Below are 24,894 nucleotides of genomic sequence, written 5' to 3'. Positions count from 1 at the left end.
CAAAAAAATAAGAGCAAGGAATGGCTGAACAGTGTAAATGCGGTAATGAGGTTGAGTTGGGCGCCGAGATCCAGCTCCACTGCCAGAAGTGCCAGCAAAAGTTTGAAAAGTTCGATATCAAGAAACCAGCCAAGGTCGCGCTGATAACAGCCGCTTTAGCCTATGGTGGGAGTATCTTTATTGACTACGCGATCACAGACAATCGTTATCCTATAAAAACAGAATATGCCCTGATGAAGGCCTGTCTTGATGGAGATGTAAGGCCTGTCCGCTATACGCATTATTCCAAAAAGAATGAGATCTGTGCCTGTGCGTTAGAGGACACCATGAACGAAATTTCATATACGCGTTCGCTGGTGGATGAAAAGGGGTTGGCCAGAGCCTTTGGAAAAAATGCCAAGGCGTGTATGAATTAAAAGACTGGCAGCATCCCTGCCGCCAGCCTGTATCAGCGCTTACTTGGAAGGCTTGCTTGGGGTATTGCGTGGAGGGTTGTTGCCACGGTTACCGCCAGAAGGCTTACCAGGGTTCTTGCTGGGCCAGTTAGGGTTGCTGTTACCCGTCTGGTTCTGGGCGGCAGCAGCCATGGCCCGTGCAGCGAAAGAGCCTTTCTCAACCTGTCCGCCATTCTGCTTTGCAGCAGCCGACTGGATGCGGGCAGCAGCGGCTTTAGTCATGGGCTTGTTCATTGTTTTTTCCTTATAAAAATTATCTTTGGACTTCCGTCCGGTGAGTGGCCCCCGCCGGGGCTGAGTCCAACAATAAACAGGTGCTTGGGGACAAATGGGGACAGAAACACAAAACCTGCAGAAAACAATCAAGGATGACCTCAAGCGACTCCGATGGTCCCAGAAACGGCTGGCCCGTGAGCTGTACGTTGCGACCTACGATTACGACGACGATGAGGAAATGGGCCGGTACGAAGAGCGGGTAAAGAAAGACCTCCAGCGGCCAACAACATCCCCCCAACGCCTAAATGAATACCTGCGCGTGATACACCAGCACAACGAATACCAGAACCTATGCCAGTTCGTACCAGCCTACTTCAGCACCGGCGCACTCAGTGAGGCTCTGGAGGCCGAGATGCGGGACATTTCGCGGGAGATTGGAGAAGAATTAGCGGCAGCGGAAGAGAGCGATTAGCTGCCAGCTCTAAATTCTCCTGGCCTGCCAGATAAGTGCAGGTTGACTGCCCCTAGAAGTAGTGACAGCTTGAAGATTATAAGAATAAAAATGGTAATCAGCATGGCTGACCACATCGCAGACAAAGACAACGTAGAAGAAAACCTTATATTGAATGATGATGCTATTTCGCCGGAAGAGCTGGAATCCATTCGTAACAAGATTCGTGAAAAGCAAGAAGCAGAATTGGCGAACGCCTGTCGAGAGCTATGGGAAGCTCATGATGTGGAGCATCGTTTGTCACCGGAAATGCGAGCCCTGAAATTTATGCTGTCTAAGCCGGCAACAGGAAGAACGGCTGATTTCTATGATCGTTTTTACGATGAAGCCATGGCTATGGAAGAAATGAGTCAGGCACAAAAGCGGTATTACGATATCCAAGTACCACAACCACTCGAAACATTACTGGCACTGAAAGAGTATTATGCAGATCTCGCTGATGATGCCCAAGCATCCCAAGCTGCAGATGATCTGAGACAAGGGGCAAGAGAAAAATTATTTGTCCTAGGCGTGGTTATCGAAGAAGTAAAGCACTTCAATGGACTACCTGACATCCAAAAATCCGCGATTATCGGGCGCAAGAAAGCGTGTGGAGAGCAAACGTATCACTATGATGGACATTCTGAAGACGATTTGCCCCGAGCCCTCTCCTTTTACTGGCAGTCGAGCCGAGTAAATTATAAACGGCTGTTCAAGTTCCTATCGGAAAATGGGCTTATAACTAAGGATCACACGTACGGTTGGTTTTATCACGCTTTGACGGGTTATGGCGTAATCACCTGGGCAAGCAGTAAGGGGGCGCTCAACTATTTGGCAAGAGTCCTGTGCCCGGATGCGAAGCACGGGTATTGGAAGACGTTAGAGAGGGTTTTCCTTATCGAGGGTGGCTCAACGGATAATTTACGAAAAGCCACTAATAATGGCGCCAAGAAGGAGAAGCGTCTAATTGATGATTTCTTGGCAGATGTCATCAGCAAGTAAATATCCACTTCTACCGGCCTGAGCTTTTCAGGCCACTCTTTCTGTAAATTTCTCCATTTGATTTCCCTCCATTTAGACTTACTTGGTCGTTTTGTTTTTCCTGTATTTTCCTGAAAAACGCTTGTATTGAAGGGTTTTTGAAAAGTGTCGGGGTACTTGCGTCGCCTTGCAGAGGGCTATTTCTCTTGTATTGTCAGGTATGTACCCGGGCACAAAAAGCAGTCCCTAGAAACCAAAAGAGAACAGTAATATGGCTGACACGGATAGTAAGCCAGCTCTCGAAGATGAGAGCGTTATGGAGGCAGTGCTTGCCGCCTTCCAGAAATTGGAAACAGCGCAGGTTCGCTTTGTTCGACGGCAATTTATTGAAGATACCTTTGATATAAGTCGGACCACTATATATCGGTTGATGGCGGGGCAGCAGTTTCCTGAGCCTATCATTCTGCAAAGTAATAAAGGTGCCCGTTGGGTTCTATCTGAACTGATCGATTGGGCAAAAGAACGCATGGATGCGAGGAAGCAATCATGAATACAGTAAAAAATGACCGGGAGGCTTTTGTCTCCCTCATCAAAATCGCAGTAAGAAGGTGGAATACCGCCAGTCTCAAAGAGCTGCAAATTCCAGATGAGGCGATAGAAAACGCCATAGCCGATCTGGAAGACAGTAAGCGTAGCTTCTCGCAGATCGTCAACGATATCAGACGAGACGTTATCGCTTCTGAGTTCCGCCGTGCAGGTTACGACGCTTAGTAAGAGAGCTTTATTCATAACCGCCAGCGGTGCAGTAAGTTCCGCTGGCCATTTCCAATAATGGCAGGAAGCCTGAATGATGAATGGATTAGATTTACTTATTAGTAAAATGGCCAAGTGTGGCCTGATGCCGCTGGAATTGGATGTCACCAGTCTAGTTCCGGGGACGATATACAATTATTGCGTCGAAGGCGATAAACCTAATCGACCCAGTGCTTGGGTTATTTGCATTGTTGGTATTGATATTGCGGTTTTTGGTTCGTTTAAAACCGGCGACCGTGAAACTGTGCACCTTAATCGACCTGTACATGAAACATGGAACCAGCGGCAACAGCAGAAATATATGCACAAAAGAGATTGCTCATTTGCTCGGTATGAGAAGGATCTTGTGCAGCGAGAATCGCGAACCTTGGCAGCCAACCGCTGGAAGAATGCGAGGCGTGCAGCGGCCAGCCATCCTTATCTGGCTACCAAGCGTGTTAGACCATATGGAATACGCCAGGCTGCTGATCGCCTGCTGATTCCGCTCCGTGATATAGATGGCGTGTTATGGAGTATCCAGTATATCGATGGGGACGGTGAGAAGCGTTTTGCCAAAGGTGGGCGAATAAACGGTTGTATGCATCTGATTGGCGATATTGAGCATGAAGTGATTATCGCGGAGGGGTATGCCACTGGAGCAACACTCCATGAAATAACCGGAACCCCAGTTGCGGTCGCCTTTAATGCCGGAAATATATTACCCGTGGCTGAGGCGATACGCAGCAAGTATCCCCATATCCGAATCGTCATAGCAGCGGATAATGACCGGTTTAAGAAAATTAATACTGGGCTGTTGAAGGCGAATGAAGCGGCTGAAAAGGTTCACGCAGATGTTGTTCTGCCCAAGTTCCCGGAAGGCGTGCCAGGAACGGACTTTAATGATCTGATGCTGGGCAGTCTCTTATGACCGGTTCGGAAGAGATAAAGGCGGCGTTTTCAACGCCGCCGGATAAACACGTTGAACAATCTAAAAATGCCGTAGAAAAAATTTTTGAACTGGCAAAAGCGAAGTGTGATTTTTACAAAACCGAGGACGGACGGGCATTCGTTTCATATTACAGCAGCCCAACCGTTCAGGAACACTGGCCGATATCCAGTAAAGAGTTCCAATATACGTTGAGGTATTGGTATTTCAGCAATTACAAAAAAATGGCGAAGCAGGAATCCCTGAAAGAAGTGTGTCAGACACTGGCGGGGCTGGCGCTGTTTGAAGGGGATACACGCCAGGTCTACATTCGCACAGCCTTCGTGGATGGTAAGTGGTATATCGATTTGTGTAATGACAAATGGCAGGTTGTAGAGATTACCGCTGAAGGTTGGCGCATTCTGGATCAGAGCCCGGTGCCCTTTATTCGCGCTAAAACGATGAAAGCGTTTCCCACTCCGGTGAGAGGCGGCGATATAAATGAACTGTGGCGATTTGTGAACATCCCCAAAAACTGCCAGTTGCTGGTTCTTGGGTGGATTGTAGATGCTCTGCGTCAAGATACTCAGAAGCCTGTACTTGAACTGCTCGGCGACCATGGTTCAGGAAAGAGTCATTTAACCGAAATGGTACGCTCTCTGACAGATCCAAGCACAGCACCATTGCGAAACCTGCCAGATAGCGAACAGGCCTTCTTCGTCAGTTGCCAGTATACGTGGGTCGTTACCATAGAAAACCGGTCCGATCTCTCAGGACGGGAACAGGATCTGTTGTGTCAAGTCTCCACGGGGTCTGCATATGTGAAGCGTACATCACATTCCGACGCCGATGAAACCGTCCTGCAGGCGTTACGACCGCAAATTATCAACGGTATTACGGCCATGGCGACAAGGATGGACCTGATTGATCGCTGCGTAAGTATCGAGCTGGAGGCTCTGCCTGACAATCAAAGAAAATCGAAGAAGTGTTTGGAGGAGGAGTATGCAGAAGCCCACCCCCGAATACTGGGTGCACTGTTTCAGCTTATAGCTGACGCCTTGAAAGTGTTACCGGAGATAAAACTTGAGAACCCTCCCCGGCTTGTTGACTTCGGCTACATGGGGGAAGCTGTGGGGCGGGTTATGGGGAGTCAGCACTCTTTTAATGACCTGCTTCGCGCCAATAAGAAGGAGCTGATACTGACCAGCCTGGAAACTAGCCCAGTCTGTATGGCCCTGATAAAACTGTGTGAAAACAGTCAGTCAGATCTGGTGTACCGAGGAAATTATGCCGGATTATTATCTCGACTGGAGCCTTATAGACCACGTAGTAGCGTGGGGTGGGTTACCAGCGGTAAGGGCTTGGCAAACGCACTCAAGCGTCATGCTGCCGGATTCCATGAGGTCGGAATCAACCTGATATGCCCCAAGGCAGATGACCCTAGAAACAGCCATGGGAAATTGGTAACGGTGGAGCTTTTACCTGGCTATAAACGTGCGGTAAGTGCACTACCTACACCGGGTTATCAAGCTCAGAGTGCACATAGTGAAGTTAGTGAGCCTAAAAAGCCTGATAATTCCGGTGACATGCTTACGGAGCGGGTCATATGAGCCCGCTCCAACTTCTCACATGGCTGGAAATACACGGAGTCAGTGTCAATCTGGTAGGCAGTCAGAAATTGGTATTCCACGGTCCGAAGTCTTTATTAACAGATCAGGTCATGGCACATCTCAAAAAGGATAAACCCTTCTTGCTCAAGGCATTGGCTGGGCAACAGGGGACATCAACAGTAGGTGAGGCATTTCGGTTCTTATGTGAAGGGCTATCGATCTCAATAACAGTCTTGCTATGTGACTATCTGACTGAAGATGATCTTCTTGATATTCGCAAAGGGGTATACCCCGATCTGACAGCTCTGCGGCAGCTTATCCAGAAAGATTTGACCGGTCGCGATAGAAGTTAGAGATAACTATAAACGGTGTATGCGTTCTACCCCCACTGGTACAAAACGGTGGGGGGAGTCCCATGTCCAGCTACCCCGGTACTACCCCCCCCCAACATTTACATATCCTGCTCACTGACCAGCAACGGTGTTTCGTGCCAATCGTCACCGAAGTTCTGGATAAACGTCACCTGTGTTTGCTCGCTACCTGCCTGAACGTAAGCGCCATCCATTTTATTTAGCTCGGCAATGGCGCTGGTAGCCGCTCTGGGATCACGCATTCGCATTTCCCCATGGGGATCTTCAATGGTCTCGGTATTAAACGTGGCAATGGCCCACAGGCGCTCCCGTTTATCACTGGCTGTTATCTGCAGAGACTGGCTAATCTGGTTCTGCCGTTCTTCGATAGCCTGCTGAACCTTAACTTTTGTTAACAGGCGTGACCCTTGACTGGTGGCTGTCCGTTCACTGTAACCGGCAGCGATAGCCGCACGTGTAGCGTTCTGGTCGATAATGTATTCGTCTACGAACCGCTGATGTTTTGGCTGCATAACCATCCTCCCTGATGATGCGCATATTCTACCACACCGGGTTTATTGGCTATTGAGGTTGAGTTCTGCAACACCCACAACGGACGTTGTTATTTGTTGCAAACAGCCTATACCTGCTGCTCTACAAACAAGAACACCAGAGATTACAGGGCAGCAGCATGGATCAGTACATCGTTTACCGGCGTGTTTCCACGAAGCGGCAAGGAGAGTCCGGTCTCGGCCTTGAAGCCCAGGATCGGGATATCGCGTTGTATCTGGATGGTTATGCTACGGGTAATCATGAAGTGCTGGCTTCGTACCTGGAAGTGGAGAGCGGAACGGTAGCCGGGCGGCCAGAACTATCCAAGGCCATGGATCAGGCCAGAGCAACGGGAGCCACGCTGCTGGTGTCCAAGCTGGACAGATTGAGCCGGAAGGTATCGTTCATTGCCTCTCTTCTTGATGACCGCAGGCTACGAATTAAGGTGGCCTGTATGCCCCATGCCGACAAGTTCCAGTTACACATCTACGCCGCTCTGGCTGAACAGGAGCGTGACTTTATCTCTGCCCGCACGAAAGCCGCATTAAGGGAAGCAAAGGCCAGAGGCGTGAAATTGGGCGGTCTGAGGGACAAGACAGGCCAGCGTAACCGAGCAGCACGTATAGAGGCTGATAGACGGGCTCAGGCGCTGGAGAAAATTGTTATACCATTGGTTAACCAAGGGAAGACTACCCGTGAGATTGCAGAAGCTTTGAATACTGCAGGAGTTATGACCGTAAGAAACGGTATTTGGCAGAGTTCTCAGGTGTCGCGTCTTTTGAAGAGGCTAGAAGTGCTTAAAACTTAGAACGATTTGGGAGCTGAAAAACTCTGATGTCGAAATATTCATGATGCCGATGGAACTCGAGCCCAGGGAAAATAGTCTGTTCAAGGATCTGGCCCAGTGTGTCTCTTCTGCAAAGCTTAGGAATGACAATGATCATGTATTTCTCATAGGAGTCGTCAGCATCATATAGGCGGCAGAAATCTTTAAAGACACTTCCCTCTGTGGAGTGGTGTGATCTCATGTCTTCAAAAGTGAATTCATCCTTTGCGGCCAGTTCATTGCTGATATGAAATCCGCACAGAGTTTTTGGGTAATAACCACTTCCACAGATTTTTAGCTCAGCGATCATGCGTGGGTGTTGGCCAATCAGGTCTACTTCTCCACCAGGGATTATGCCTCGGCGGTTGAGATCTAGATTCTGTTCGTCTGAGGAGAGTAGATATAGTTCTCCTTGGAGCCAAAGCTCTCTTACACGCTTCATCTCAAGGATATAGTTGAGCCGCTTTTCTAAAGAAGAAATGCTTTCAAGAAACCACTCGCCCCATGAAGTGGACATATATCATCCCCATCTATTTATAGATTTTATTGTTTAGATCGCTGATTGCGGGAAGTATGGCGATGAGGGGGGATGGAAGGCAAGGCCCTGCTCTCGGTAAACCTAGAGTGCTACCTAGAGTAAATCGCAGGCATAAAAAAAGGCCTAGTGGGCATTAACCCTCTAGGCCTTTGTATGTATGGTGCCGGCACCAAGAGTCGAACTCGGGACCTACTGATTACAAGTCAGTTGCTCTACCAACTGAGCTATGCCGGCAACGAGGCGAATATTATGGATGAGTGGGAAAATTGTCAATACCGTTTGAAAGCAACTCCATGAAAATGGAGAGATATTTCTACAGCATCCTGTATCTCGACCAGATTATTTAACAAGTACAGAATAAAGCGACCGAACAACGACCTTTGGCCTGAGCTCAGAGATGGAGAGATAAAGTGGGGACTAATATCCCAGGCTGAGATGCCTGCAGCGGGAATGAAATTTTCAGAAAGCAGAAATGAAAAAAGCCAGTCTCAAAGAGACTGGCTTTTTTGGGAATTGGTGCCCAGGAGAAGACTCGAACTTCCACGCCCTTTCGGACACTAGCACCTGAAGCTAGCGCGTCTACCAATTCCGCCACCTGGGCAAAGCTGATGTTTTAAATCGTCAGCAAGGATTGTCTGGAAAGATGATTGGTGCCCAGGAGAAGACTCGAACTTCCACGCCCTTTCGGACACTAGCACCTGAAGCTAGCGCGTCTACCAATTCCGCCACCTGGGCATCTTTCCAGCGTTCAATGAGGTGGTTTTCTTTGCCGCCCTCAGCGAACGAGGCGAATATTAGAGAGATTGCTTTTTTGTGTCAACAACTTAGCTTCCACAAAACAGGGTAGTAATTACCGCAAGCCCAGGTCTTTCAGCGGAGGGATTGTTGCAAAGGGGATGTCCCGGAAATTATCCGGGTAATCAACACGGTGCTGGAAGGACTGAAGCAGACAGCTTTCTGCCTTTGCATTGGGTAGCGACTCACCAGCCATGCGAGCCACTCTTTGCAGCATGGGAAACTGTCGCTCCTTGTAAACCTGATAGTGACGTTCTTCCAGACCAAGCGCCTGGCACTGGGCGATCTGCCATCTCACTGCATAATTCCGGGCCGCCTTGTCCGGCAAAGTCAGCTGGTTACTGAAAACTTTGGCAATCCAGATGGACTGATACCAGGCCAGCCAGAAGATTGCGGTATAAGCCGGTAGCCCAATAAAGGCGAGGCTGGAGTCATCAGCATGGAACGTATCTATATAGAGAGGAGAGAGAAAGCGATCACCGGCTTTCAGACCGACAGCTGATAAATCCGGAAAGAAGGGAAACCCGTGGTTATAGCCGGTGGTTAACAGCAAGGTGTCTACATCTTTTAGCGTGGTTCCATCTTTAAGCACCAGAGTCTTGCCAGAGGCACTGATGATTTCCGGGTGCTGGGTAATATTGTTTCGAGGGCCATAAGGAAGGCCTCCCCGGTCAGAAACTGCACTTCGGCCCGTGGCCGTTCGCCCGCAAAGATAAACATGTTTTGCTGTCTGGCTGAGATCGAGACTGAGATCTTCGCCGGAATTACTTATGCCAAGAATGGCAACGTTTTGGTTCTTGAAAGGCTCGGGTTCCCGGTAAAACAAACTGTGAGTGACCAGCCCCTTAAATGTTTCAAGGCCAGCAATCTTCGGGATAACAGGTTTGCTGTTGTGACCGTTGCAGATAACAACTTTATCGAAGCATTCCTTTTGATCCTTGCCATCTTTACTCCATGAAACCTGCCAGGGCTGCTTTCCAGTGATTTTGGCGATGTCCGTCACTCTGGTTTGAAAACGAATATGGGGAAGTAGCTGATAGTGAGAGGCGTAATCCTCAAGATACTGCTGAACCGTCTGCCAGAGCGGATACAGCGGTGTATTTTCCGGATAGCCGACAGAGTCCGGAATGGTCATAAAAGGCAGGGGGAAGTTGGTGCGGAGATTTTTATAAAGAGCGGTTGCTGGTTCAACATGGGGTTTACGGATATCGACCAGCTGTTCAAGCGGCTGGAAATTCCAAAGCCCGCCAATGCAGCTGTTTTGTTCAAAGCAACTGACCTTCAAGCCCGCCTTGACCAGATGACGTATAGCCATCAGACCGGAAATGCCTGCACCAATAACAGCAACATGGGTTGGATGTTTGCTCACAGAGTACCTACAGCCTGCTTTATTGTGTTTGTCGTTGTCTGCTTCCTTGATCTTAGATCGTGCGTACACCCTTTTCCTGATGCCTTTAAGCTGGGCACACCATAAAATGAGGGCAGTGCAGTGATGTTGATAAAGGAAAATCCATGACTCCGGCAGTTCTTGTGGCCAAAAAGGCTGGTGTTGCCCATAAAGTGCATGAGTATGAGCACAGCTCCAGCTGTACTTCTTTTGGCGAGGAAGCTGTTGCAGCTTTAGGTGTTGAAGCCGGTCGAGTATTCAAGACATTGCTGGTCTCTTTGAACGGAGACCCTAAAAAGCTGGCCGTGGCGATAGTGCCAGTTCCGGGCAAGCTGGATTTGAAAGCCTGTGCCAGAGCTTTAAAAGCCAAAAAAGCCGATATGGCCGATCCTGTTATTGCCGAACGCACAACGGGTTATGTGGTTGGAGGGATCAGTCCGCTCGGCCAGAAAAAACGGTTACCAACCCTGCTGGATGAAAGTGCATTGGGGTTTGAAACGATTCATGTCAGTGCCGGCAAGCGAGGGTTGGAAATCGAGCTGTCAGCTGCTGATCTCTGTTCACTCACTCAGGGAGTGACGGCTCCAATAGCAAAAGAGGCCTGACATTTCTGCCAGACCTCTTTGTGATTAACTTGAAAGCTTTAGCTTGATAATCAGGCGGAAGCGGTCAAACGGGCTGCCCACTTGGTACGGGCGGCCTGCTGCATATCGACAATTTCGTCGCTCTCATCGACGATTTCACGACCCAGCAGGGTTTCGATCATATCTTCCAAAGTCACGATACCGCGCACATCACCATATTCGGTAACGACGATAGCGATATGGCTGCGCTTCTCCAGGAAGGTTGCCATCAGCTTTGGCAGAGGCTCTTTGTCCAGAACGGTAATGATCGGACGCTTGAGGTGACGGAACGTCTCGGTTTTATTCTCATCAAAATGAGACAACAAGATATCGTTCTTGATAACAAAACCGTTGATATCGTCCGGGTCGGTGCCATAAACCGGGATACGGGTAAAACCGGAGCCGGCAAACTGGTTCACGTAGTCATCCGTGCTCATGCTGTCCGGCAGAGCGAACATCACGGAGCGTGGTGTCATGATCTTAACAATCTCAAGATCACGGAACTTGAGCATGTTCTTCATCAGTTCCGCTTCTACACCCTGCAAAGCACCCAGCTGGTGGCCAAGGTCAGCCATTGCCCGGATCTCATCACGAAGATAGGGATTGGCCTGTTTTTTGTGAGTCAGCTTGCTGGTCAGGATTTCAGTTATCCAGATCAGCGGTAGAAGCATCTTCACCATAGCCCGCACGGATACCGCCATAAACGGTACCAGCTGTTGCCACCAGGTTGCGCCGATGGTTTTCGGGATGATTTCCGACAACAACAGGATCAGCAGAGTAAGAACAGCAGAGAACGCTCCAAGGTACGCATCGCCAAAAACTTTGGCGGCCTGAGCACCAGCGACAGCAGCACCAATGGTGTGCGCGATAGTATTAAGAGTCAGGATTGCGGCGAGTGGACGGTCAATGTGTTCGGTGAGTTCTTTGACCAAAGGAGCCCAGCGGCTGTTTTTTTGTTCCAGACTAACGACATAGGCTGGGGATATGCTGAGAAGAACGGCCTCGAGTATTGAACAGAGAAAAGATACTGCAATGGCGAGGACAACATACGCAACAAGCGTAACCACGGATGGCTCCAATAGTAGATAAGGAAACCTGATTCTAGCGCGAGGGAGACGTGTTAAGCGATAAAAAATTATGGAGTTTTTTCTGGTGATACCCCTCATTGTCAAAGGGTGTTGCTGGCAGGCAACACCCGGGATATCGGTATTCCATCAGGCCGGCTTCTTGCCCAGTGTCTGGATAAGCAAACACAGTAGTATAAGTGCCATACCTACCCAGCCGATGGCATTGATGCGCTCCCCGACGACGATGACCGCCAGCAAGGTGGCGAACAAGGGTTCAGACAAGGTTAACAGCGTCGCCTGACTGGCCGGAATAAATCGCAGTCCATAAGCAAATGCCAGATAACCAAGAAACATCGGAACCACGGCCATATAAAGAGCAACAGCACTATTTGTTGTTGTGGCGAACAGGTTATCTCCTGTGATCAACAATGATGGCAGCAGAATAATAACCGCTACAGCAAACTGGCTGGGCATGGCTGCTTTGGCGTGCACACCCTTCTCAAGCAGACTGCGTGTTGTCCAGGAGTAGAGCGCATAAGTAAGCCCGGCCATCAGACCTGCCACTATGCCAAGGTTGTAAAGCGGCAATAGAGAGTCTTGTTCGCCACTGTGGTTTTCAGCAAACGCCAGCAGAGCAATACCAGTACAGCCAATAAGGAAGCTGATAAGCCAGCGGTTGGACACCTTACGTTTGTCGACGAATAGCTCCAGCAAGGCGCTCCAGAAAGGCGCACTGGCCAGTGAGACAACCGAACCTACGGCAATGCCCGCATAATGCATTGAGGAATAAAAACACAAAGGATAAACGGCAATGGCTAATCCTCCGGCCATAATCCAGCGTATCTGCTGTTTCAATTGTGCAGCGTCTTTGCGCAGATATTTGCAGGAGGCCAGTACCAGTAATAACCCACCCATGCCCATGGCAAAAGCGCCGGTCGCTAAAGGACTGACCTGTTCAGCAAAACTGGCTGCGGTGCCTGTCGTGCCCCAAAGCAGACAGGCCATAAGTATCGCGACGATACCTGCCCAGCTTCCCGTGCCGGTGATTAGTGCTGAGTGCATAAAATTCCCTCCCATGCAGGATACAACTGAGAACAGATAAGAATGATAGAGGGTGGAAAGTAATAAGACTTTGCAGAACGGACGCTTTTAGGGGGCGTTAGGATGTTTGTTTTGAGAGGCTGGCGGAGTATTCAGGATTGAAAGAAGGCTCTTGGCGAAAGCCCGAAATAGCTGGAGAACCTGCGACTAAAGGCTGAGAGGTCACTATAACCCACCTGTTCCGCAACCTGTTGCACCGGATAGTCAGTATGCATCAGCAGGGCTTTGGCCTTGTCCATTCGGACTTGTGTCATGTACTTGAGAGGGCTGAGCCCCGTCTGTTCCCGAAAGACCTTTTTAAACTGGGTTGGACTCAGGCAGGCGACTGCCGCGAGATCGGTAATGGTCAGCGAATCCTGAAGGTGGGAGGCGATATGCTCCTGAACCTGACGAATACGGGCGCTGAGTTGCCGATGAGGTTCTTGCTCCGCCAGCAAGAGGGTGAACGTCTCCATCATGGCGTGTTCAAGATCTGGGTTCACCTGATGCTCGAGTTGCGCCGCGATAAACTCCAGATAACGAACCATGGGTTGGGATAGAGAAAATACTGTCCAGCCCGTACTGTCATCGACCCAGGGCACATGATGCATATCCGCAACTACAAACCGGGCTTTGGCATTCGCCTTAAAGTGGTGCAGCTGACCCGAATGAATAAACACACATTCGCCCGGACGTACCGAACCGGCAAACCCGGGAATCTCAATATCAATCACACCCTTGAGCGGCAGCACCAGTTGGTGCCAGTCGTGGAAATGACTGGCACGCTGATCTGTGTAAGAGTGGATTGAGAGAGTGTTTTTCATTAAATGTTCATGCACAAGAGTTTTGGGTATTAACTATTTTGTGGAGGTCATAAACCAAGTATTTATCTCATAATGATCGACTATTTGAGTTGTAAATCAATTTTTAATAAGCAGCGAATTTTCTAAAAAATAAAAATATGCAGTTTACCGCTACAATGCACATGTCAGATACATCCTTTTCTTTGTAGAGTGTCATCGACGCATAAAAGTTAAATAACAACTATCAACATTAAGAATATTTATATGCCTATTAACGAAATTGTAGAGAAAGTCTTGCGTGAATCTGGGAAGTTGAAATTTACACGTAGTGAGATCATCGAGCTTGTGCATAGGAAGGAAAATATTAATAAAGACTCGATAATCCCTTCTGATTACTGCTACAACCGTACGAATAAAGGGATTGATCGTGGAGAGAGTCCAGATCGAAAGTTTTTAGAGCATACGGGTTTAACTGGAGAATATGAATACAAAGGGTTTGATTTTCCTTACACCGGATTTATTTATGATAAGTCAAAAAATACTTTAACCGGTTGTTATTATGAAGGGAGCTATATATCCCAATCCCAGTTGGAAGCTATGTGCAAATAAATCGAATGGGGGATATTGATCACATAAAAGACAGAAAGTTAAATCTGTCTTTTATGTGGTGTGTAGAAAGTTAAACGAACAAGCCAGCACAGTGACCAGAGGCCCACGCCCACTGGAAGTTAAACCCTCCGAGCCAACCGGTAACGTCTACCACTTCACCAATAAAATAGAGACCGTCCTGCTTTTGGCTGGCCATGGTCTTGGACGACAGTTCATCGGTATTGACGCCGCCAATCGTCACCTCTGCTTTTTTATAGCCTTCAGTACCATTAGGAACCAAACGACACTCGCTCAGCATGGTGATAATGTTCTGAACACTTTCCTTACGCCACTGGCTGGCTTCGCCTTTTTCGCCAATCCAATCTGCCAGAGCAGTGGCCAGGCGCTTCGGCAGATGTTCTGCAAGAATGCTGGTTAGAAAGGCGCGCGGACGAGCCGTTCTTTGCTCTTGCAGCCACTCTTCAACATTAATATGTGGCAGCCAGTTGATGGTGATGGCATCACCGTGATTCCAATAGCTGGAAACCTGCAAGATGGATGGGCCGCTCAAACCTTTATGGGTAAACAGCAAGGCTTCCCGAAAGCTGGCGCCATTACAGCTGGCAATAACTTCGGTACTGATGCCGGAAAGATTAGCAAAGCGTGCCATATCGTCTTTGCCCAGTGTAAAGGGAACAAGAGCCGGGCGTGTTGCTACGATGCTGTGACCAAACTGTTTGGCAATACGGTAGCCAAAGTCAGTCGAGCCCATGGTCGGGAAAGACAATCCACCCGTGGCAATAACCAGAGACTGAGCCTGCACTGTTCCCATGCTGGTAGTAATGGTGAAACCGCCCTCATCCCGGGAAGCAACTTCGCTGATCTCAACCTTGCTGGTGATATTGATATTTGGCTGGTTACATTCGGCCAGCAGCATATCGAGAATATCTTTGGAACTGTTATCGCAGAACAGCTGGCCGAGGGTTTTCTCATGCCAGGCAATACCATGCTTATCCACCATGGCCTGGAAGTCCCACTGGGTAAAACGGCTGAGGGCTGATTTGCAGTAGTGCTTGTTCTGAGACAGATAGTTGGAAGCTTCGGCCCACATATTGGTGTAGTTACAGCGTCCACCGCCAGACAGCAGGATTTTACGACCCGGGCGTTTGCCATGGTCCAGTACCAGAACATCTCTGCCCCGCTGGCCTGCTGTCAGCGCACACATCAGCCCGGCAGCACCGGCACCAATAATGACAACATCGCAGCTTTTCGGTAGAGACATATTCTGGATTTCCGACAGGCAAAAGCCGGGAACTATAAGGGGTTAAAACCGCTGATACCAGTGGTTATAACCCTTGCAGTCTGTAGGTCAGCACGGGATTTAGCGGCGCAGAATCGAAAACCATCGGCCAAGGTTTAGCAGGCTGGTCATTGCAGCAGCGACATACGAAAAAGCAGCTGCCTTTAGAACTCTTCGTGCACCGGGTATATCCACAGGCGAAAGATAACCCTCCTCCAGAATTGGTTGAGCTTTGTTGTAACTGGCATCCTTCTCAACCGGTAGGTTCAGGATTTGCACCCAGATGGCTGCCAGCATGCCGGAGGCACCGATAACAATGGTCAGCAAGGTGCTATGTGGAACTCGGGTTAGTAGAAAAATTACGGGAGTAATCATTAAGGCAATAGCACTAAACCGTTCCACTCTTAAGGCAAAACTAAGACGACTATAGCGCTTCAGAAAACCCGGATGTTCTTCTGCATGCTGCATAGCGTAGCCGACAAGACGGCTGGCCATGGCTACAGCTGTAATTGAACGCGCATCGTAATAATCAGGTGATAGGAAGACGATTCTCTGGGCAGGGTCGTAATAATTATCATCTTTGCCCCCCATTAGAACCGATGCATCGAGTTCAAACCTCTCAATCAGGTGCTGTGCGAGCTCTCCACCAGTTCCGGGAAGATCCGGGCGCTCACGATTGTATTTACGCAGGACATGATTAATCCAGATTTGAGGACCGAAGACTAGAGCCAGGATCGCCAGTGCCAACAGTGCAAAGTGCATAGGACATTCTTATTGTGACTATATCCTGAATACTACCTAAAAATGATGATTAAAAGGATTGTTATTGTGCCTGTCCGGGCCGTTATACATTTTCAGAGGTCGTTCACGACACCATTGGCCTTTCTATATCAAGAAGGCTTGGATATGAATCACGTGGCATCGGGTGGTGTGGGCTCTTATGATTCTGATGAAGATTGGGTGCATTTTCCTGGAGATGAGGTGGGCAGTGATGTGGCTGCCGAGGCGTTCAGTCGAGACGTTCAGGAGCCGCCATCATTTAGCGAACAGTTGCTAAAAAAAACACACTTAGCGATTGAGGACAAAACGCTATCTTCCGCACTTAACGAGATATCTGTTGTTCAAGTCCGGTCAATTATGAAATCGATGAACTTCTGGTTATCTGATCAGGAAGAGTTTGATGCAGGTGTCCTTGCGAAAGTACTTTCTATTGATAACAAGACAATCGAGTCGGACAAAAATGCTGGAGTACTGAGCTCTCTTTCTCGTATGGTAAAACCCAAAGAGTATCCGGTGTTTGGGTTTCTGAAGCAGCATTTGCTTCAAGAGCGTTCACTACTGAGCACGACAGCCTGGCACGTATTAACCAAAAGTTATGTTCAGCGACTCTCTAATGGACTGCTTGGGTGGATTAGAATGAACCTTGCCCAGCCTTTGTGGGATGTGGACACAGTTGGCGACATCACTTCTAAAATCAAAGTGGGCTCCATAGCAGTGTCAACGCAAACACCCGGTGAGATTACCATCTGTCATAAGCTCAGGTTGATCCCAAAATTCAGGAAAAGAAAAAAAGAACTCTATGCGGGGCAGCATTTACAAATCAGTTGTCAGCTTAAGCTGCAGCCAGACCGCTCCAGGTCAGACAGATTAAATCTGCATTGTGATTCTGAAGTCAGACTCTCCTCATCGCTTGAGGTTTCAGCACAAAGCATGCCCACTATTCCAAAGGTAAATATTAATGAGGTGGATTTGTGGGGCGATTCTGATGATGAAGGCTTGTAGCTCATTGATGTGAAGCCGGTATACTTTCATTACGGTTTATAAAAATCGGCAGCCTTATCGCAAAAGGGGAATGGGCATGGGCAAACGTCGTATTTTTTCAAAACAAATTCACAGTGCAGTCAAAGTGATTGCCGTTGGTGTCTCACTATCATTTGTCCTGATGTCTCCTTCTTTCGCCAATGAGCGTGAGCTGGTGGTCATTCCCCTTTCCTATTCCGTACCCGATCAGGTGCTCCCTGCGGTTAAGGCGCTGCTGCCCGAGGATGCAACTGTCAGCTCGTACAACAATCAGCTGATCCTGAAAGTAACAGATAAAGAAAAAGCGCTGGTCGAAGATCTGCTCAAGCAAATAGACACTGTCCCTCAGCAGCTGTTAATTACAGTACGCACCCCGAAGACTCGCAGTTATAACGAACAAAAACTCTCAGCCGAAGGCACCTTTGCTAATGGCCGGGTTCAGGTCGGCAATAGTGATCAGCCCGGCACAATCACCATTCGTAGTGACAGTGCCAAGGGGAAAAGTAATGGCACTCAAAGTGTGCGGGCGACGGCCGGTATGCCCGCTTATATAGCCGTTGGACAATCCCGCCCGGTCACTACTGTGCAGATTGATGGACTGGGTAACCGGCAGTATGTGACAGAATACCTCCCTGCTGATCAGGGCTTTTATGTGATCCCAAGGCTGGTGGGCGAGCAGGTGCTGCTGGATATTCTACAGACGGATGATAAGCATGGTTCGCAAGCGATCGACACCCGAAGGGTATCTACAACGGTTTCAGGTGGCCTAGGCCAATGGATTGAAATCGGCAGTACCGGCTCTGCCACTGACACCAGCAAGCGAGGCTTAACTGTTCGTAGTGATGATGCCAGCAGCGAATCCGGTCTTATCGAGCTACGGGTAGAAAAGCTCTAGCTCTACCGCTGATAACGCCAGCCTTTATTCTCTCTTGGAATCTGGCACTGCTTGAGTACGCCGGTATTCTGAGTGCAGTTCACACAGATCAGTCCTGCCATACTGGCTTGAAAGTCCAGCGTTCCACAGTTCTCGGTTTTTAGTGAAAACAGAGCAAGTGTCGATACTGGCGCCTGTGCTGCCGGGCTCTCACTCCATATCAGTTCTCCTGCGATCCTTGCGCCAGAGTCATGTATAACAATATCTGATGCCTGAATTGTGGCGACAGGAAGACTTAGCGCCAAGATCAGCGTAAGGGTAGTCAGGCTTTTCCGATTGGGTGTGCAAGTCGAAGATGTATTGCGCATAACGGACTCCTTTTGATGGGCTGTGGACAAACCACAGCTGAGAGTAAGAAACGCACTTTGTGTGAGGTTGAGCCTCAATAATTGTTCTGGCAGGCTTTTTAGAGATCGATGTGTTCGACTTTGTTATTACCTGCATAATTATTATGTTAACACCGGATGTCATGTGGGTAACGTCTCAAAAGGGCATGGTGTTATTAAAAAGCCGCACGAGTTCTGCACTTCCCTAAACCCTCCCTCTTCTCATTTATCTGGCACGGACTGTGCTTTGTAGAACTCATAACAAAAATAACAGCCCTGCCCGTCAGCCTGCTCCCAATAAAACAATAAAGGGCGGCTGAGAGGTTCTATGAACGCCACCTGGTATGGCGCAGGTGGTGGTCCTTTCCTCTTTGTTTCCGCTCCGGGAATATCCCTGTATATCTCTGTGGATGACAGCGGATTAACCTGTCATTCTCCGGGAGTAACTTGTTCTCGTTCTGAAAATCCTGACAGCGATAAAAAATGAAGTTTGATAACCTTGTAGACTCCTTCCTGTGAGCCTTGAAGGCCTTGATCCAGAGGGTTCTGGACAGTTTTTTATCAACAGAAAGTGCACTGGCAGCCTCTCTTTTCCACAACCAGGTTATTTTTTCTTATCCGATGTTTGTGCAACGGATGTAAACATCTTTTTCCTGTAAATTTTTAGTCAGCACAGGATGGGCACAGGCTATACGGTAGTCTTCTACAAGCTGTGCACGGTTTCCTGTGAATAACTGATAGATCAAAAGTTATCCACAGAAGGCTGTGTTATTCCCGTGGGAGAAGAGTTAATAACAGGGGAAAAGGCTGGGAGTTTCTTGTTGTGAATAAAAAAGCCCCTGTGAACAGAGGCTTTGGTGTGGAATGTGGATAAAGCGATGATTATGCGGCAGCGTGTGGGGTATGGTCCGGATCCAGCCATGCGCTAATCAGCTCTTTTTGCACAGTTGCCGGAACCGGGTCGTAATGGCTGAATGCCAGCGTGTAGGACCCTTCCCCGGCAGAAATGGCTTTCAGACGATTGCTGTAATCGTGAACACTGGCCAAGGGTGCGAGTGCATGAATGATCAGATCCTGCCCGGAGGCATCGGTTCCGCTAACGACCCCGCGATGGGTGGAAAGATCGCCGGTAATATCTCCCATAGCCTGCTGCGGTACGGTGATATCCATCGCCACAAACGGTTCCAGGAGAATGGGGCGTGCTGCATGCATCGCTTCGATAAAGGCTTTTTTACCGGCCTGAACGAATGCTATCTCTTTGGAATCCACTGGATGATGCTTGCCATCGTAAACGGTGACTCTCACATCCTGAATCGGATAGCCGGCAACCGCACCCTGGCTCATAACTTCGCGCACGCCCTTTTCCACTGCTGGAATAAACTGGCCGGGAATGGCGCCCCCAACAACAGCATCGACAAACTCAAAACCTTCACCACGCTGTAACGGTTCAATACGAAGGAAGACTTCACCGAACTGCCCTGCCCCGCCATTTTGTTTTTTATGGCGATGATGGCCTTCGGCATTGCGGGTGATGGTCTCCCGGTAGGCGATGGAAGGTGTATAGGTTTTAACCTGCAACTTATACACAGCAGACATCTTGTCGAAAACTGTCTTCAGATGGAGTTCACCCAAGCCTAAAAGCACAGTTTCATTCTGGCGTTCCCGATGTTCCAGTTTGAGTGATGGATCTTCCATACACATGCGCTGAAGAATCTCGGACACTTTCTGTTCATCGCCCTGGTTGGCAGAGACTACAGCTTGGCTGGCAACCGGTGCCGGGAAGTTAAGCGGACGAAGGTGGAAATCGTCTTCATCGTGAGAGTCGTGTAGTACTGCATCAAAATAAAGCGCATCCGCTTTAGGAATGGCACAGATATCACCGGGATATGCTTCCTGAACCGGAATCTGTTCCTTGCCCTGCAGTTTGACCAGCTGAGTGATGCGAATCGGTTTACGGCCCAGCCCGATAAATAACTGGCTGCCGTTCCGCACTATGCCCTGATGAATTCGGAAGGTGCCAAGCTTGCCGGCGAAAGGATCCTGATTCAGTTTGAAGGTGTGGGCAATCACATGCTGATCCGTTTCCGGAACGACAGACACTTCTACAGCATCATCACCGGTGCCTTTAACAAACAGCGGTGGATTCCCTTCCAGCGGAGTAGGCATTAGGTCAGACAGAACCTTCAGCAACAACTCGACACCCTGACCCGTTGTTGCGGCGGTAAAGCAGATGGGAACGAGATGGTTTTCCCGCAATGCAGCTTCAAAAGGTGCATGCAATTGTTCAACAGTAATGATCTCACCTTGTTCCAGGTAGAGATCCATTAACTCTTCATCGACTTCTATAACCTGTTCAACCAGATGACGGTGGGCATCTTCAATAGAAGAGAAGGAGGTGGTGATGCTTTCATCCGGATCAAAGTAACAGTCAGTGACTATGCCGGTTGGTGTTGGCAGGTTGATAGGCAGGCACTGGTTGCCAAAGGTGGCTTTGATCTCTTCAACCAGTTGTTCCAGATCATCGGCTTCATCCATGTGGTTGATAACAATCAGACCACACTTGTGACGTTCTTTCAGTTGTTGCCAGGCATAACGGGTGACCGGCTCAATCCCGTTACGGGCGTTGATAACAAGCGCAACTGTTTCCACTGCGGGTAACGCAGCTATAGCCCGACCGAACAAATCAGGGAATCCCGGAGTGTCGAGAAGATTGATGCAGTTGTTGGAATTCGGCAGGTACAGGACGGAGGTTTCGAGGGAGTGTGCGGCTTGCTTTTCGAGGTCGGTAAAATCGGAGACTGTGTTGCGCCCTTCTATGCTACCGGGCGCGGTTATGCTGCCGTTGTGGTAGAGCAAAGCCTCTGCAAGTGAAGTTTTGCCACTCCCTGCATGACCAAGCAGGGCAATATTACGAATCTGATCGCTTGTGTAGCCGGTCATCACATCCCTCCTGTGGGATTCTTCGTTTTTAATAACAGGAAAAGTGATTGCGGTTTTTACGGATCAGTATATGGAGGGGGTTATGGGAATAATTTGTTCCGCGTCAATAAAGGAGCCGTTAGACGACTCCCTGGAAAACACGCCTTAAGGTGCCAGCCGATCAACCTGCCATTGACCATCATCCTGCAGGAAGTAGGCAAACCTGTCATGTAGACGACTCGGGCGCCCCTGCCAGAACTCAATGTTGTGCGGCTTAACCCGATACCCACCCCAGAAGGAAGGAACAGGCACTTCTCCCTGTTTGAACTTGCGCTTCATTTCATCAAGCTTCATTTCCAGCGCCTTGCGGCCGGTAATTACAGAACTTTGGTGGGAAACCCAGGCACCGAGCTGGCTGCCATGGGGCCGGCTGAGAAAATACTTCATGGTTTCTGTCTTGCTGATCTTCTCAGCTGTACCGCGAATAATGACCTGCCGTTCCAAACCCAGCCACAGAAATGAAATCGCAACCTGTGGGTTCTCTTCAATCTCCTGGGCTTTGTTACTGCTGTAATTGGTGAAAAACACAAAGCCTTTCTCATCAAAGTACTTCAGCAGAACAGTGCGGAGGTTGGGTTGTCCGGAAGCAGACACTGTAGCCAGGCTCATGGCATTGGGCTCGGCCAGCTGCATGGTTTGCGCCTGTTCAAACCATTGGGTGAATTGCTGCACCGGATGGGGAGCGAGCTGATCTTTGGTTAAACCATCGCGTGTGTATTCTTCTCGTAATGCGCTGAGATCCATTGCCTGTTTCCGCTACGGTGGTGACTGAAGGACGGAAGCCCGTGTTCAAATAATGGCAGTCTCATAATGGCACTGTGTCGGTAACGGATAAAGAGGTTGTGCGAATTTGTTACCCGGTGTTACCTCACAGTGGAATGTGTTACCTCAAACGGGTGCGCACACGTAACAGCTGGTGCGATCTGCTTGCTTTAGAAAAGTGGGTTTCGACTTAACCTATTGAAATTAAATGACTTTCTAAAGTTGGCATCGGCTCTGCATTTATACGGGCACAATAAAAATAATAAATGACTACTAATAAAAATAATAAAGTCAGTTCTTGCCAGATAATAAAAACCATAATGGCGTACGAACGGATTGTTTTGCAGGATGCTTTTTTGTGGCTGATCCGAAGTAGTGGGAGCTCGGATACTGATGAGAGACCATATGAAATGGTCCGGCAGATTCGGAAGCATGGAAGCCAAAAGAAAAATTTGACCACACATTCTATAAAGCAATCCGCTTGAAAGAGCACTCAAAACGGAACCATTGGTTCCGTTTTTTTCTGCCTCAAAAAAAGAAGGGCTGCAGTGTGCAGCCCTTCTCTCGTTACTCTTTCTGGTGCTAGAGCCAGTCGGTCAGCATAAAGCCGATACTGAGGCGGCTGACGCTTTCGTTGTAGTCGACCAGACTTTCACCGTAGCCGTTGAAGTACTGAACATAACCGCGCAGTCTTTCAGCACCTGGCAGCGGGAAGGACCAGCCAAGCTGGGCGGCACCTTTATTATCCTTGCGCAGGTTGTTACGCAGCATCAGGCTCAGGCTGTGTTCATTGGAGAACTTGTAGAACATGGACAGTTCACCATTGCCCATATATTTGTTGATGTCCGGGTTATCGTCACCGTTCGGATCACCAACGTAATCTTTCTCTTTTTCCTTCAGACGGAACCATGGCTTGAGGTGAAGGTAGAAATTACCTTTCTCCATCAGTACCGATGCATAAACCCGGTTCCAGCTGCGGGAACGATCACCACCCTTACCATTGGACTGATGGCTCAAACCGAGTGTCAGATTACGCACCTTCATGCCGAACAGATCATGATCGGTGGTAAAGCTGTAGAACACTTCCGGCTCGTGATTGGTTTCCCGGAACGGGCTGGAAATATCACTGTTATAAGCCTGCCACCAGGAACGGTTGGTATAGGCGAAGTAAAGATCGCCGTTCTCGTGGAACAGCCCCTGCGCCACAGGGGTTTTCAGACTGATCTGGAACTGGACTTCATTACTGTCCAGTTTGTAGGTCTGATCACCATCGGTCACGTAGTTTCTGGAGAAGCTATGGGAAATCGGCAGCAGGTAGTTGGGTTTGTGCGGCTGGAGCACAAACAGTTCATCACGGGTCTCGTGCTCAACGGTGTAACGGTGCTCGAACGGTGTTTGTGTCTGCTCGGCCGGTTGCTCGGAAGCGGCAACACTGATGCTCTGGCTTAATGATTCACAGCGGGCCTTAAGTTCGGAAACAGTCGTATCCGGTGCTGCAGTTGCCAGGTGCTCCATAATGCATTGCTGGTACTGCGTCGAATCGACCTGTGGATTTGCCTGAGCCATGCTGGCAAAAGCAGCGGTCGTTACTGCAATAGCTGCAGCAAGCGTGTTTGCTGTCCTTACTTTCATTGTTTTGTGAATGTTGTTCGCCGGATTAGTTTTGGGGCGGGGCTTTGTGCCCGATTGCACAGTTATTATGCAGAGAGTGGCGATTCTTCACAATGAAGGATATTACTCAGAGCTAATCCGAACCTTTCCCTTCGCACAGGTTGTGAAACAAAGTCTGTAACTCATGAAGCTGCTCAGGGTTCAGGCGTTGGGAGTACTGGCCTTTCCCCAACCGAAGATAGAGGCACCGTTCATTGGTGTTTTGGCTGGCAGCCTGCAAGGTGTCAGCTGGTGGGTAAAACAAAGCCTGCTTTAACTGCTTTGCACCATCAACCTGATAGCTCTCCAGTATCGTGCCGGCACAACAGGTGGAGCAGTCCGGAAGGTTGTTCTCTGTCCCTTCATCGGCTTTAGCTTCGCCTCTGCGGACAAGCTCTGCCAGAGTGGCATGTTTCACCAGCATGAAGGATTCCGGGCTGGTGATCATGGCATCTTTAATTCCGCCGTCACAACGATCTCCCCCGATAACCGTTTTATAGGCGGTCAGTTTTCCTGAGTGACCATCGAAGCCTTCAACAACCAGCGCATAACTGAATGTGCCGGAGCCTCCATAATTTACTTTGTAGCTGAGTAAAGTGAGGCCGGAAGCTAACCCTCCAATAACCTGATACTCCGCAAAGGCCGGCAGTTCCTCATAAAGAGGGGAGGAGTCATCAGACTGTTGTTTCTCCCAACTGGCTTGCCAGGGCTTGGGGTGAGTAAAGGAAAAGGCTTTATATTTGCTGGCGCACTGTTGCAGATCAACCGTAATGCTTTGATCGACTGAGCCCGACAGGGGAACCAGCTCATCTATACACAGCGGATGGATCCTGACCTGCCCCGATGTTTCTGGTGCTGATGTTGTTGATATTGTGGTATCGCAGCTGGTGAGTAGGGAAACCAGGAACACACCAGCGCAGGCAAGAAGCTTTTTCATGCCTTTAGTGTAGAACCATCAATCTTTTTATAAACACAGAAAATTTGTAATAAACCTGTGGTTTCGTTATTGGTATGTAACTTATTTAGCACTTTCGTACTGTTTGTAGCTATTGTGTGGCTATGTAG

27 protein-coding genes and 3 tRNA genes are annotated in these 24,894 nt (G+C 49.0%); 13 read left to right on the top strand and 17 right to left on the bottom strand.

Going from position 1 to position 24,894, the window contains the following annotated elements; genetic code table 11:
• The first annotated feature begins 20 nt into the window (after nucleotides 1–20).
• Nucleotides 21–416 carry a hypothetical protein gene (locus tag EHSB41UT_RS09905; protein ID WP_087109294.1) on the top strand — a complete coding sequence of 132 codons (396 nt, stop codon included), beginning with the start codon at nucleotides 21–23 and terminating at the stop codon, nucleotides 414–416.
• A 39-nt stretch (nucleotides 417–455) separates the two neighbouring features.
• Here the strand turns inward: EHSB41UT_RS09905 and EHSB41UT_RS09900 are convergent, their stop codons facing one another.
• Nucleotides 456–689, bottom strand: coding sequence for a hypothetical protein (locus tag EHSB41UT_RS09900; RefSeq protein WP_087109292.1), 234 nt, complete (start codon nucleotides 687–689; stop codon nucleotides 456–458).
• A gap of 94 nt (nucleotides 690–783) precedes the next feature.
• Between EHSB41UT_RS09900 and EHSB41UT_RS09895 the strand changes: the two genes are divergently transcribed.
• From EHSB41UT_RS09895 to EHSB41UT_RS09865, 7 genes are all read left to right on the top strand, one after another.
• Complete coding sequence (locus EHSB41UT_RS09895) at nucleotides 784–1,143, top strand: hypothetical protein (RefSeq protein WP_087109290.1); 360 nt, start codon at nucleotides 784–786, stop codon at nucleotides 1,141–1,143.
• Nucleotides 1,144–1,245: 102 nt separating this feature from the next.
• Nucleotides 1,246–2,163 carry a hypothetical protein gene (locus EHSB41UT_RS09890; RefSeq protein WP_133060461.1) on the top strand — a complete coding sequence of 306 codons (918 nt, stop codon included), beginning with the start codon at nucleotides 1,246–1,248 and terminating at the stop codon, nucleotides 2,161–2,163.
• Between the two features lie 250 nt (nucleotides 2,164–2,413).
• Nucleotides 2,414–2,692, top strand: a complete 279-nt coding sequence (locus tag EHSB41UT_RS09885) for a helix-turn-helix transcriptional regulator (RefSeq protein ID WP_087109286.1) — start codon at nucleotides 2,414–2,416, stop codon at nucleotides 2,690–2,692.
• On the top strand, nucleotides 2,689–2,913 hold the full coding sequence (locus tag EHSB41UT_RS09880; RefSeq protein WP_087109284.1) for a hypothetical protein: 225 nt from the start codon (nucleotides 2,689–2,691) through the stop codon (nucleotides 2,911–2,913). The genes EHSB41UT_RS09885 and EHSB41UT_RS09880 overlap by 4 nt, the downstream gene beginning before the upstream one ends.
• A 76-nt stretch (nucleotides 2,914–2,989) precedes the next feature.
• Nucleotides 2,990–3,862, top strand: a complete 873-nt coding sequence (locus tag EHSB41UT_RS09875) for a toprim domain-containing protein (protein WP_087109282.1) — start codon at nucleotides 2,990–2,992, stop codon at nucleotides 3,860–3,862.
• Nucleotides 3,859–5,469, top strand: a complete 1,611-nt coding sequence (locus tag EHSB41UT_RS09870; RefSeq protein ID WP_087109280.1) for a hypothetical protein — start codon at nucleotides 3,859–3,861, stop codon at nucleotides 5,467–5,469. The genes EHSB41UT_RS09875 and EHSB41UT_RS09870 overlap by 4 nt, the downstream gene beginning before the upstream one ends.
• Entirely contained in the window at nucleotides 5,466–5,822 is a 357-nt protein-coding gene (locus EHSB41UT_RS09865) for a hypothetical protein (protein WP_087109278.1), read from the top strand. Before EHSB41UT_RS09870 ends, EHSB41UT_RS09865 begins: the two co-directional genes overlap by 4 nt.
• A gap of 98 nt (nucleotides 5,823–5,920) precedes the next feature.
• Here EHSB41UT_RS09865 and EHSB41UT_RS09860 read toward each other — a convergent pair whose 3' ends face one another.
• On the bottom strand, nucleotides 5,921–6,352 hold the full coding sequence (locus EHSB41UT_RS09860; protein ID WP_207626612.1) for a terminase small subunit: 432 nt from the start codon (nucleotides 6,350–6,352) through the stop codon (nucleotides 5,921–5,923).
• A gap of 158 nt (nucleotides 6,353–6,510) precedes the next feature.
• On the opposite strand from EHSB41UT_RS09860, the gene EHSB41UT_RS09855 reads away from it, so the two are divergent.
• Nucleotides 6,511–7,179, top strand: a complete 669-nt coding sequence (locus EHSB41UT_RS09855; protein ID WP_087109274.1) for a recombinase family protein — start codon at nucleotides 6,511–6,513, stop codon at nucleotides 7,177–7,179.
• Here EHSB41UT_RS09855 and EHSB41UT_RS09850 read toward each other — a convergent pair.
• The 5 genes from EHSB41UT_RS09850 to EHSB41UT_RS09830 all read right to left on the bottom strand — a co-directional run bounded on the left by EHSB41UT_RS09850 (nucleotide 7,169) and on the right by EHSB41UT_RS09830 (nucleotide 9,899).
• Nucleotides 7,169–7,714, bottom strand: a complete 546-nt coding sequence (locus tag EHSB41UT_RS09850; protein WP_087109272.1) for a hypothetical protein — start codon at nucleotides 7,712–7,714, stop codon at nucleotides 7,169–7,171. The two genes, EHSB41UT_RS09855 and EHSB41UT_RS09850, sit on opposite strands and share 11 nt — an antisense overlap.
• Before the next feature lie 179 nt (nucleotides 7,715–7,893).
• Nucleotides 7,894–7,969, bottom strand: a tRNA-Thr gene (locus EHSB41UT_RS09845).
• Nucleotides 7,970–8,249: 280 nt separating this feature from the next.
• A tRNA-Leu gene (locus EHSB41UT_RS09840) sits at nucleotides 8,250–8,336 on the bottom strand.
• A gap of 47 nt (nucleotides 8,337–8,383) precedes the next feature.
• Nucleotides 8,384–8,470, bottom strand: a tRNA-Leu gene (locus EHSB41UT_RS09835).
• Between the two features lie 115 nt (nucleotides 8,471–8,585).
• A complete protein-coding gene (locus EHSB41UT_RS09830; RefSeq protein WP_087109270.1) occupies nucleotides 8,586–9,899 on the bottom strand; it encodes an NAD(P)-binding domain-containing protein in 1,314 nt (437 codons plus the stop codon).
• A gap of 143 nt (nucleotides 9,900–10,042) precedes the next feature.
• Between EHSB41UT_RS09830 and ybaK the strand changes: the two genes are divergently transcribed.
• A complete protein-coding gene (ybaK, locus tag EHSB41UT_RS09825) occupies nucleotides 10,043–10,522 on the top strand; it encodes a Cys-tRNA(Pro) deacylase (RefSeq protein WP_087109268.1) in 480 nt (159 codons plus the stop codon).
• Between the two features lie 50 nt (nucleotides 10,523–10,572).
• Here ybaK and EHSB41UT_RS09820 read toward each other — a convergent pair whose 3' ends face one another.
• The 3 genes from EHSB41UT_RS09820 to EHSB41UT_RS09810 form a co-directional block, all read right to left on the bottom strand.
• Complete coding sequence (locus EHSB41UT_RS09820) at nucleotides 10,573–11,607, bottom strand: CNNM domain-containing protein (RefSeq protein ID WP_087109850.1); 1,035 nt, start codon at nucleotides 11,605–11,607, stop codon at nucleotides 10,573–10,575.
• Nucleotides 11,608–11,754: 147 nt separating this feature from the next.
• Entirely contained in the window at nucleotides 11,755–12,669 is a 915-nt protein-coding gene (locus tag EHSB41UT_RS09815) for a DMT family transporter (protein ID WP_087109266.1), read from the bottom strand.
• A gap of 131 nt (nucleotides 12,670–12,800) precedes the next feature.
• Entirely contained in the window at nucleotides 12,801–13,511 is a 711-nt protein-coding gene (locus tag EHSB41UT_RS09810) for an AraC family transcriptional regulator (protein ID WP_087109264.1), read from the bottom strand.
• A gap of 243 nt (nucleotides 13,512–13,754) precedes the next feature.
• Between EHSB41UT_RS09810 and EHSB41UT_RS09805 the strand changes: the two genes are divergently transcribed.
• Nucleotides 13,755–14,099 (top strand): DUF7225 domain-containing protein, encoded by a 345-nt coding sequence (locus EHSB41UT_RS09805; protein ID WP_087109262.1) that lies wholly within the window; start codon nucleotides 13,755–13,757, stop codon nucleotides 14,097–14,099.
• Nucleotides 14,100–14,169: 70 nt separating this feature from the next.
• On the opposite strand, the gene EHSB41UT_RS09800 is transcribed toward EHSB41UT_RS09805, so the two are convergent.
• Nucleotides 14,170–15,360, bottom strand: a complete 1,191-nt coding sequence (locus tag EHSB41UT_RS09800; protein WP_087109260.1) for a BaiN/RdsA family NAD(P)/FAD-dependent oxidoreductase — start codon at nucleotides 15,358–15,360, stop codon at nucleotides 14,170–14,172.
• A gap of 99 nt (nucleotides 15,361–15,459) precedes the next feature.
• Nucleotides 15,460–16,140, bottom strand: a complete 681-nt coding sequence (locus tag EHSB41UT_RS09795) for a zinc metallopeptidase (protein ID WP_087109258.1) — start codon at nucleotides 16,138–16,140, stop codon at nucleotides 15,460–15,462.
• 144 nt (nucleotides 16,141–16,284) lie between these two features.
• Between EHSB41UT_RS09795 and EHSB41UT_RS09790 the strand changes: the two genes are divergently transcribed.
• On the top strand, nucleotides 16,285–17,160 hold the full coding sequence (locus tag EHSB41UT_RS09790; RefSeq protein WP_133060460.1) for a hypothetical protein: 876 nt from the start codon (nucleotides 16,285–16,287) through the stop codon (nucleotides 17,158–17,160).
• A gap of 76 nt (nucleotides 17,161–17,236) precedes the next feature.
• Nucleotides 17,237–18,073: a hypothetical protein gene (locus EHSB41UT_RS09785; protein WP_087109254.1), complete on the top strand. Its 837-nt coding sequence runs from the start codon at nucleotides 17,237–17,239 to the stop codon at nucleotides 18,071–18,073.
• A 2-nt stretch (nucleotides 18,074–18,075) separates the two neighbouring features.
• On the opposite strand, the gene EHSB41UT_RS09780 is transcribed toward EHSB41UT_RS09785, so the two are convergent.
• The 5 genes from EHSB41UT_RS09780 to EHSB41UT_RS09760 form a co-directional block, all read right to left on the bottom strand.
• Complete coding sequence (locus tag EHSB41UT_RS09780; protein WP_087109252.1) at nucleotides 18,076–18,420, bottom strand: hypothetical protein; 345 nt, start codon at nucleotides 18,418–18,420, stop codon at nucleotides 18,076–18,078.
• Between the two features lie 900 nt (nucleotides 18,421–19,320).
• Entirely contained in the window at nucleotides 19,321–21,378 is a 2,058-nt protein-coding gene (gene fusA / locus EHSB41UT_RS09775; RefSeq protein WP_087109250.1) for an elongation factor G, read from the bottom strand.
• A gap of 144 nt (nucleotides 21,379–21,522) precedes the next feature.
• Nucleotides 21,523–22,161 (bottom strand): pyridoxamine 5'-phosphate oxidase, encoded by a 639-nt coding sequence (gene pdxH / locus EHSB41UT_RS09770; RefSeq protein ID WP_087109248.1) that lies wholly within the window; start codon nucleotides 22,159–22,161, stop codon nucleotides 21,523–21,525.
• A 600-nt stretch (nucleotides 22,162–22,761) separates the two neighbouring features.
• On the bottom strand, nucleotides 22,762–23,811 hold the full coding sequence (locus EHSB41UT_RS09765) for a phospholipase A (protein WP_207626611.1): 1,050 nt from the start codon (nucleotides 23,809–23,811) through the stop codon (nucleotides 22,762–22,764).
• A 112-nt stretch (nucleotides 23,812–23,923) separates the two neighbouring features.
• Nucleotides 23,924–24,766, bottom strand: coding sequence for a hypothetical protein (locus EHSB41UT_RS09760; protein WP_087109246.1), 843 nt, complete (start codon nucleotides 24,764–24,766; stop codon nucleotides 23,924–23,926).
• Nucleotides 24,767–24,894: the final 128 nt, after the last annotated feature.

It is taken from the genome of Parendozoicomonas haliclonae (assembly GCF_900174585.1).
GTDB lineage: Bacteria > Pseudomonadota > Gammaproteobacteria > Pseudomonadales > Endozoicomonadaceae > Sansalvadorimonas > Sansalvadorimonas haliclonae.
Note: the sequence above shows the minus strand (reverse complement) of the source record. Positions and strands in the feature narration are given on the sequence as shown.

Excerpts from the sequence above, each read along its gene's own strand:
- pdxH (WP_087109248.1), bottom strand. The coding sequence starts at position 22,161 with ATGGATCTCAGCGCATTACGAGAAGAATACACACGCGATGGTTTAACC.
- EHSB41UT_RS09760 (WP_087109246.1), bottom strand. The coding sequence starts at position 24,766 with ATGAAAAAGCTTCTTGCCTGCGCTGGTGTGTTCCTGGTTTCCCTACTC.
- EHSB41UT_RS09765 (WP_207626611.1), bottom strand. The coding sequence starts at position 23,811 with ATGAAAGTAAGGACAGCAAACACGCTTGCTGCAGCTATTGCAGTAACG.
- EHSB41UT_RS09805 (WP_087109262.1), top strand. The coding sequence starts at position 13,755 with ATGCCTATTAACGAAATTGTAGAGAAAGTCTTGCGTGAATCTGGGAAG.
- EHSB41UT_RS09850 (WP_087109272.1), bottom strand. The coding sequence starts at position 7,714 with ATGTCCACTTCATGGGGCGAGTGGTTTCTTGAAAGCATTTCTTCTTTA.
- EHSB41UT_RS09860 (WP_207626612.1), bottom strand. The coding sequence starts at position 6,352 with ATGCAGCCAAAACATCAGCGGTTCGTAGACGAATACATTATCGACCAG.
- EHSB41UT_RS09795 (WP_087109258.1), bottom strand. The coding sequence starts at position 16,140 with ATGCACTTTGCACTGTTGGCACTGGCGATCCTGGCTCTAGTCTTCGGT.
- EHSB41UT_RS09880 (WP_087109284.1), top strand. The coding sequence starts at position 2,689 with ATGAATACAGTAAAAAATGACCGGGAGGCTTTTGTCTCCCTCATCAAA.
- EHSB41UT_RS09870 (WP_087109280.1), top strand. The coding sequence starts at position 3,859 with ATGACCGGTTCGGAAGAGATAAAGGCGGCGTTTTCAACGCCGCCGGAT.
- EHSB41UT_RS09810 (WP_087109264.1), bottom strand. The coding sequence starts at position 13,511 with ATGAAAAACACTCTCTCAATCCACTCTTACACAGATCAGCGTGCCAGT.
- EHSB41UT_RS09780 (WP_087109252.1), bottom strand. The coding sequence starts at position 18,420 with ATGCGCAATACATCTTCGACTTGCACACCCAATCGGAAAAGCCTGACT.
- EHSB41UT_RS09900 (WP_087109292.1), bottom strand. The coding sequence starts at position 689 with ATGAACAAGCCCATGACTAAAGCCGCTGCTGCCCGCATCCAGTCGGCT.
- EHSB41UT_RS09785 (WP_087109254.1), top strand. The coding sequence starts at position 17,237 with ATGGGCAAACGTCGTATTTTTTCAAAACAAATTCACAGTGCAGTCAAA.
- EHSB41UT_RS09890 (WP_133060461.1), top strand. The coding sequence starts at position 1,246 with ATGGCTGACCACATCGCAGACAAAGACAACGTAGAAGAAAACCTTATA.
- EHSB41UT_RS09790 (WP_133060460.1), top strand. The coding sequence starts at position 16,285 with ATGAATCACGTGGCATCGGGTGGTGTGGGCTCTTATGATTCTGATGAA.
- EHSB41UT_RS09895 (WP_087109290.1), top strand. The coding sequence starts at position 784 with ATGGGGACAGAAACACAAAACCTGCAGAAAACAATCAAGGATGACCTC.
- EHSB41UT_RS09800 (WP_087109260.1), bottom strand. The coding sequence starts at position 15,360 with ATGTCTCTACCGAAAAGCTGCGATGTTGTCATTATTGGTGCCGGTGCT.
- EHSB41UT_RS09905 (WP_087109294.1), top strand. The coding sequence starts at position 21 with ATGGCTGAACAGTGTAAATGCGGTAATGAGGTTGAGTTGGGCGCCGAG.
- ybaK (WP_087109268.1), top strand. The coding sequence starts at position 10,043 with ATGACTCCGGCAGTTCTTGTGGCCAAAAAGGCTGGTGTTGCCCATAAA.
- EHSB41UT_RS09865 (WP_087109278.1), top strand. The coding sequence starts at position 5,466 with ATGAGCCCGCTCCAACTTCTCACATGGCTGGAAATACACGGAGTCAGT.
- EHSB41UT_RS09855 (WP_087109274.1), top strand. The coding sequence starts at position 6,511 with ATGGATCAGTACATCGTTTACCGGCGTGTTTCCACGAAGCGGCAAGGA.
- EHSB41UT_RS09875 (WP_087109282.1), top strand. The coding sequence starts at position 2,990 with ATGATGAATGGATTAGATTTACTTATTAGTAAAATGGCCAAGTGTGGC.
- EHSB41UT_RS09815 (WP_087109266.1), bottom strand. The coding sequence starts at position 12,669 with ATGCACTCAGCACTAATCACCGGCACGGGAAGCTGGGCAGGTATCGTC.
- fusA (WP_087109250.1), bottom strand. The coding sequence starts at position 21,378 with ATGACCGGCTACACAAGCGATCAGATTCGTAATATTGCCCTGCTTGGT.
- EHSB41UT_RS09885 (WP_087109286.1), top strand. The coding sequence starts at position 2,414 with ATGGCTGACACGGATAGTAAGCCAGCTCTCGAAGATGAGAGCGTTATG.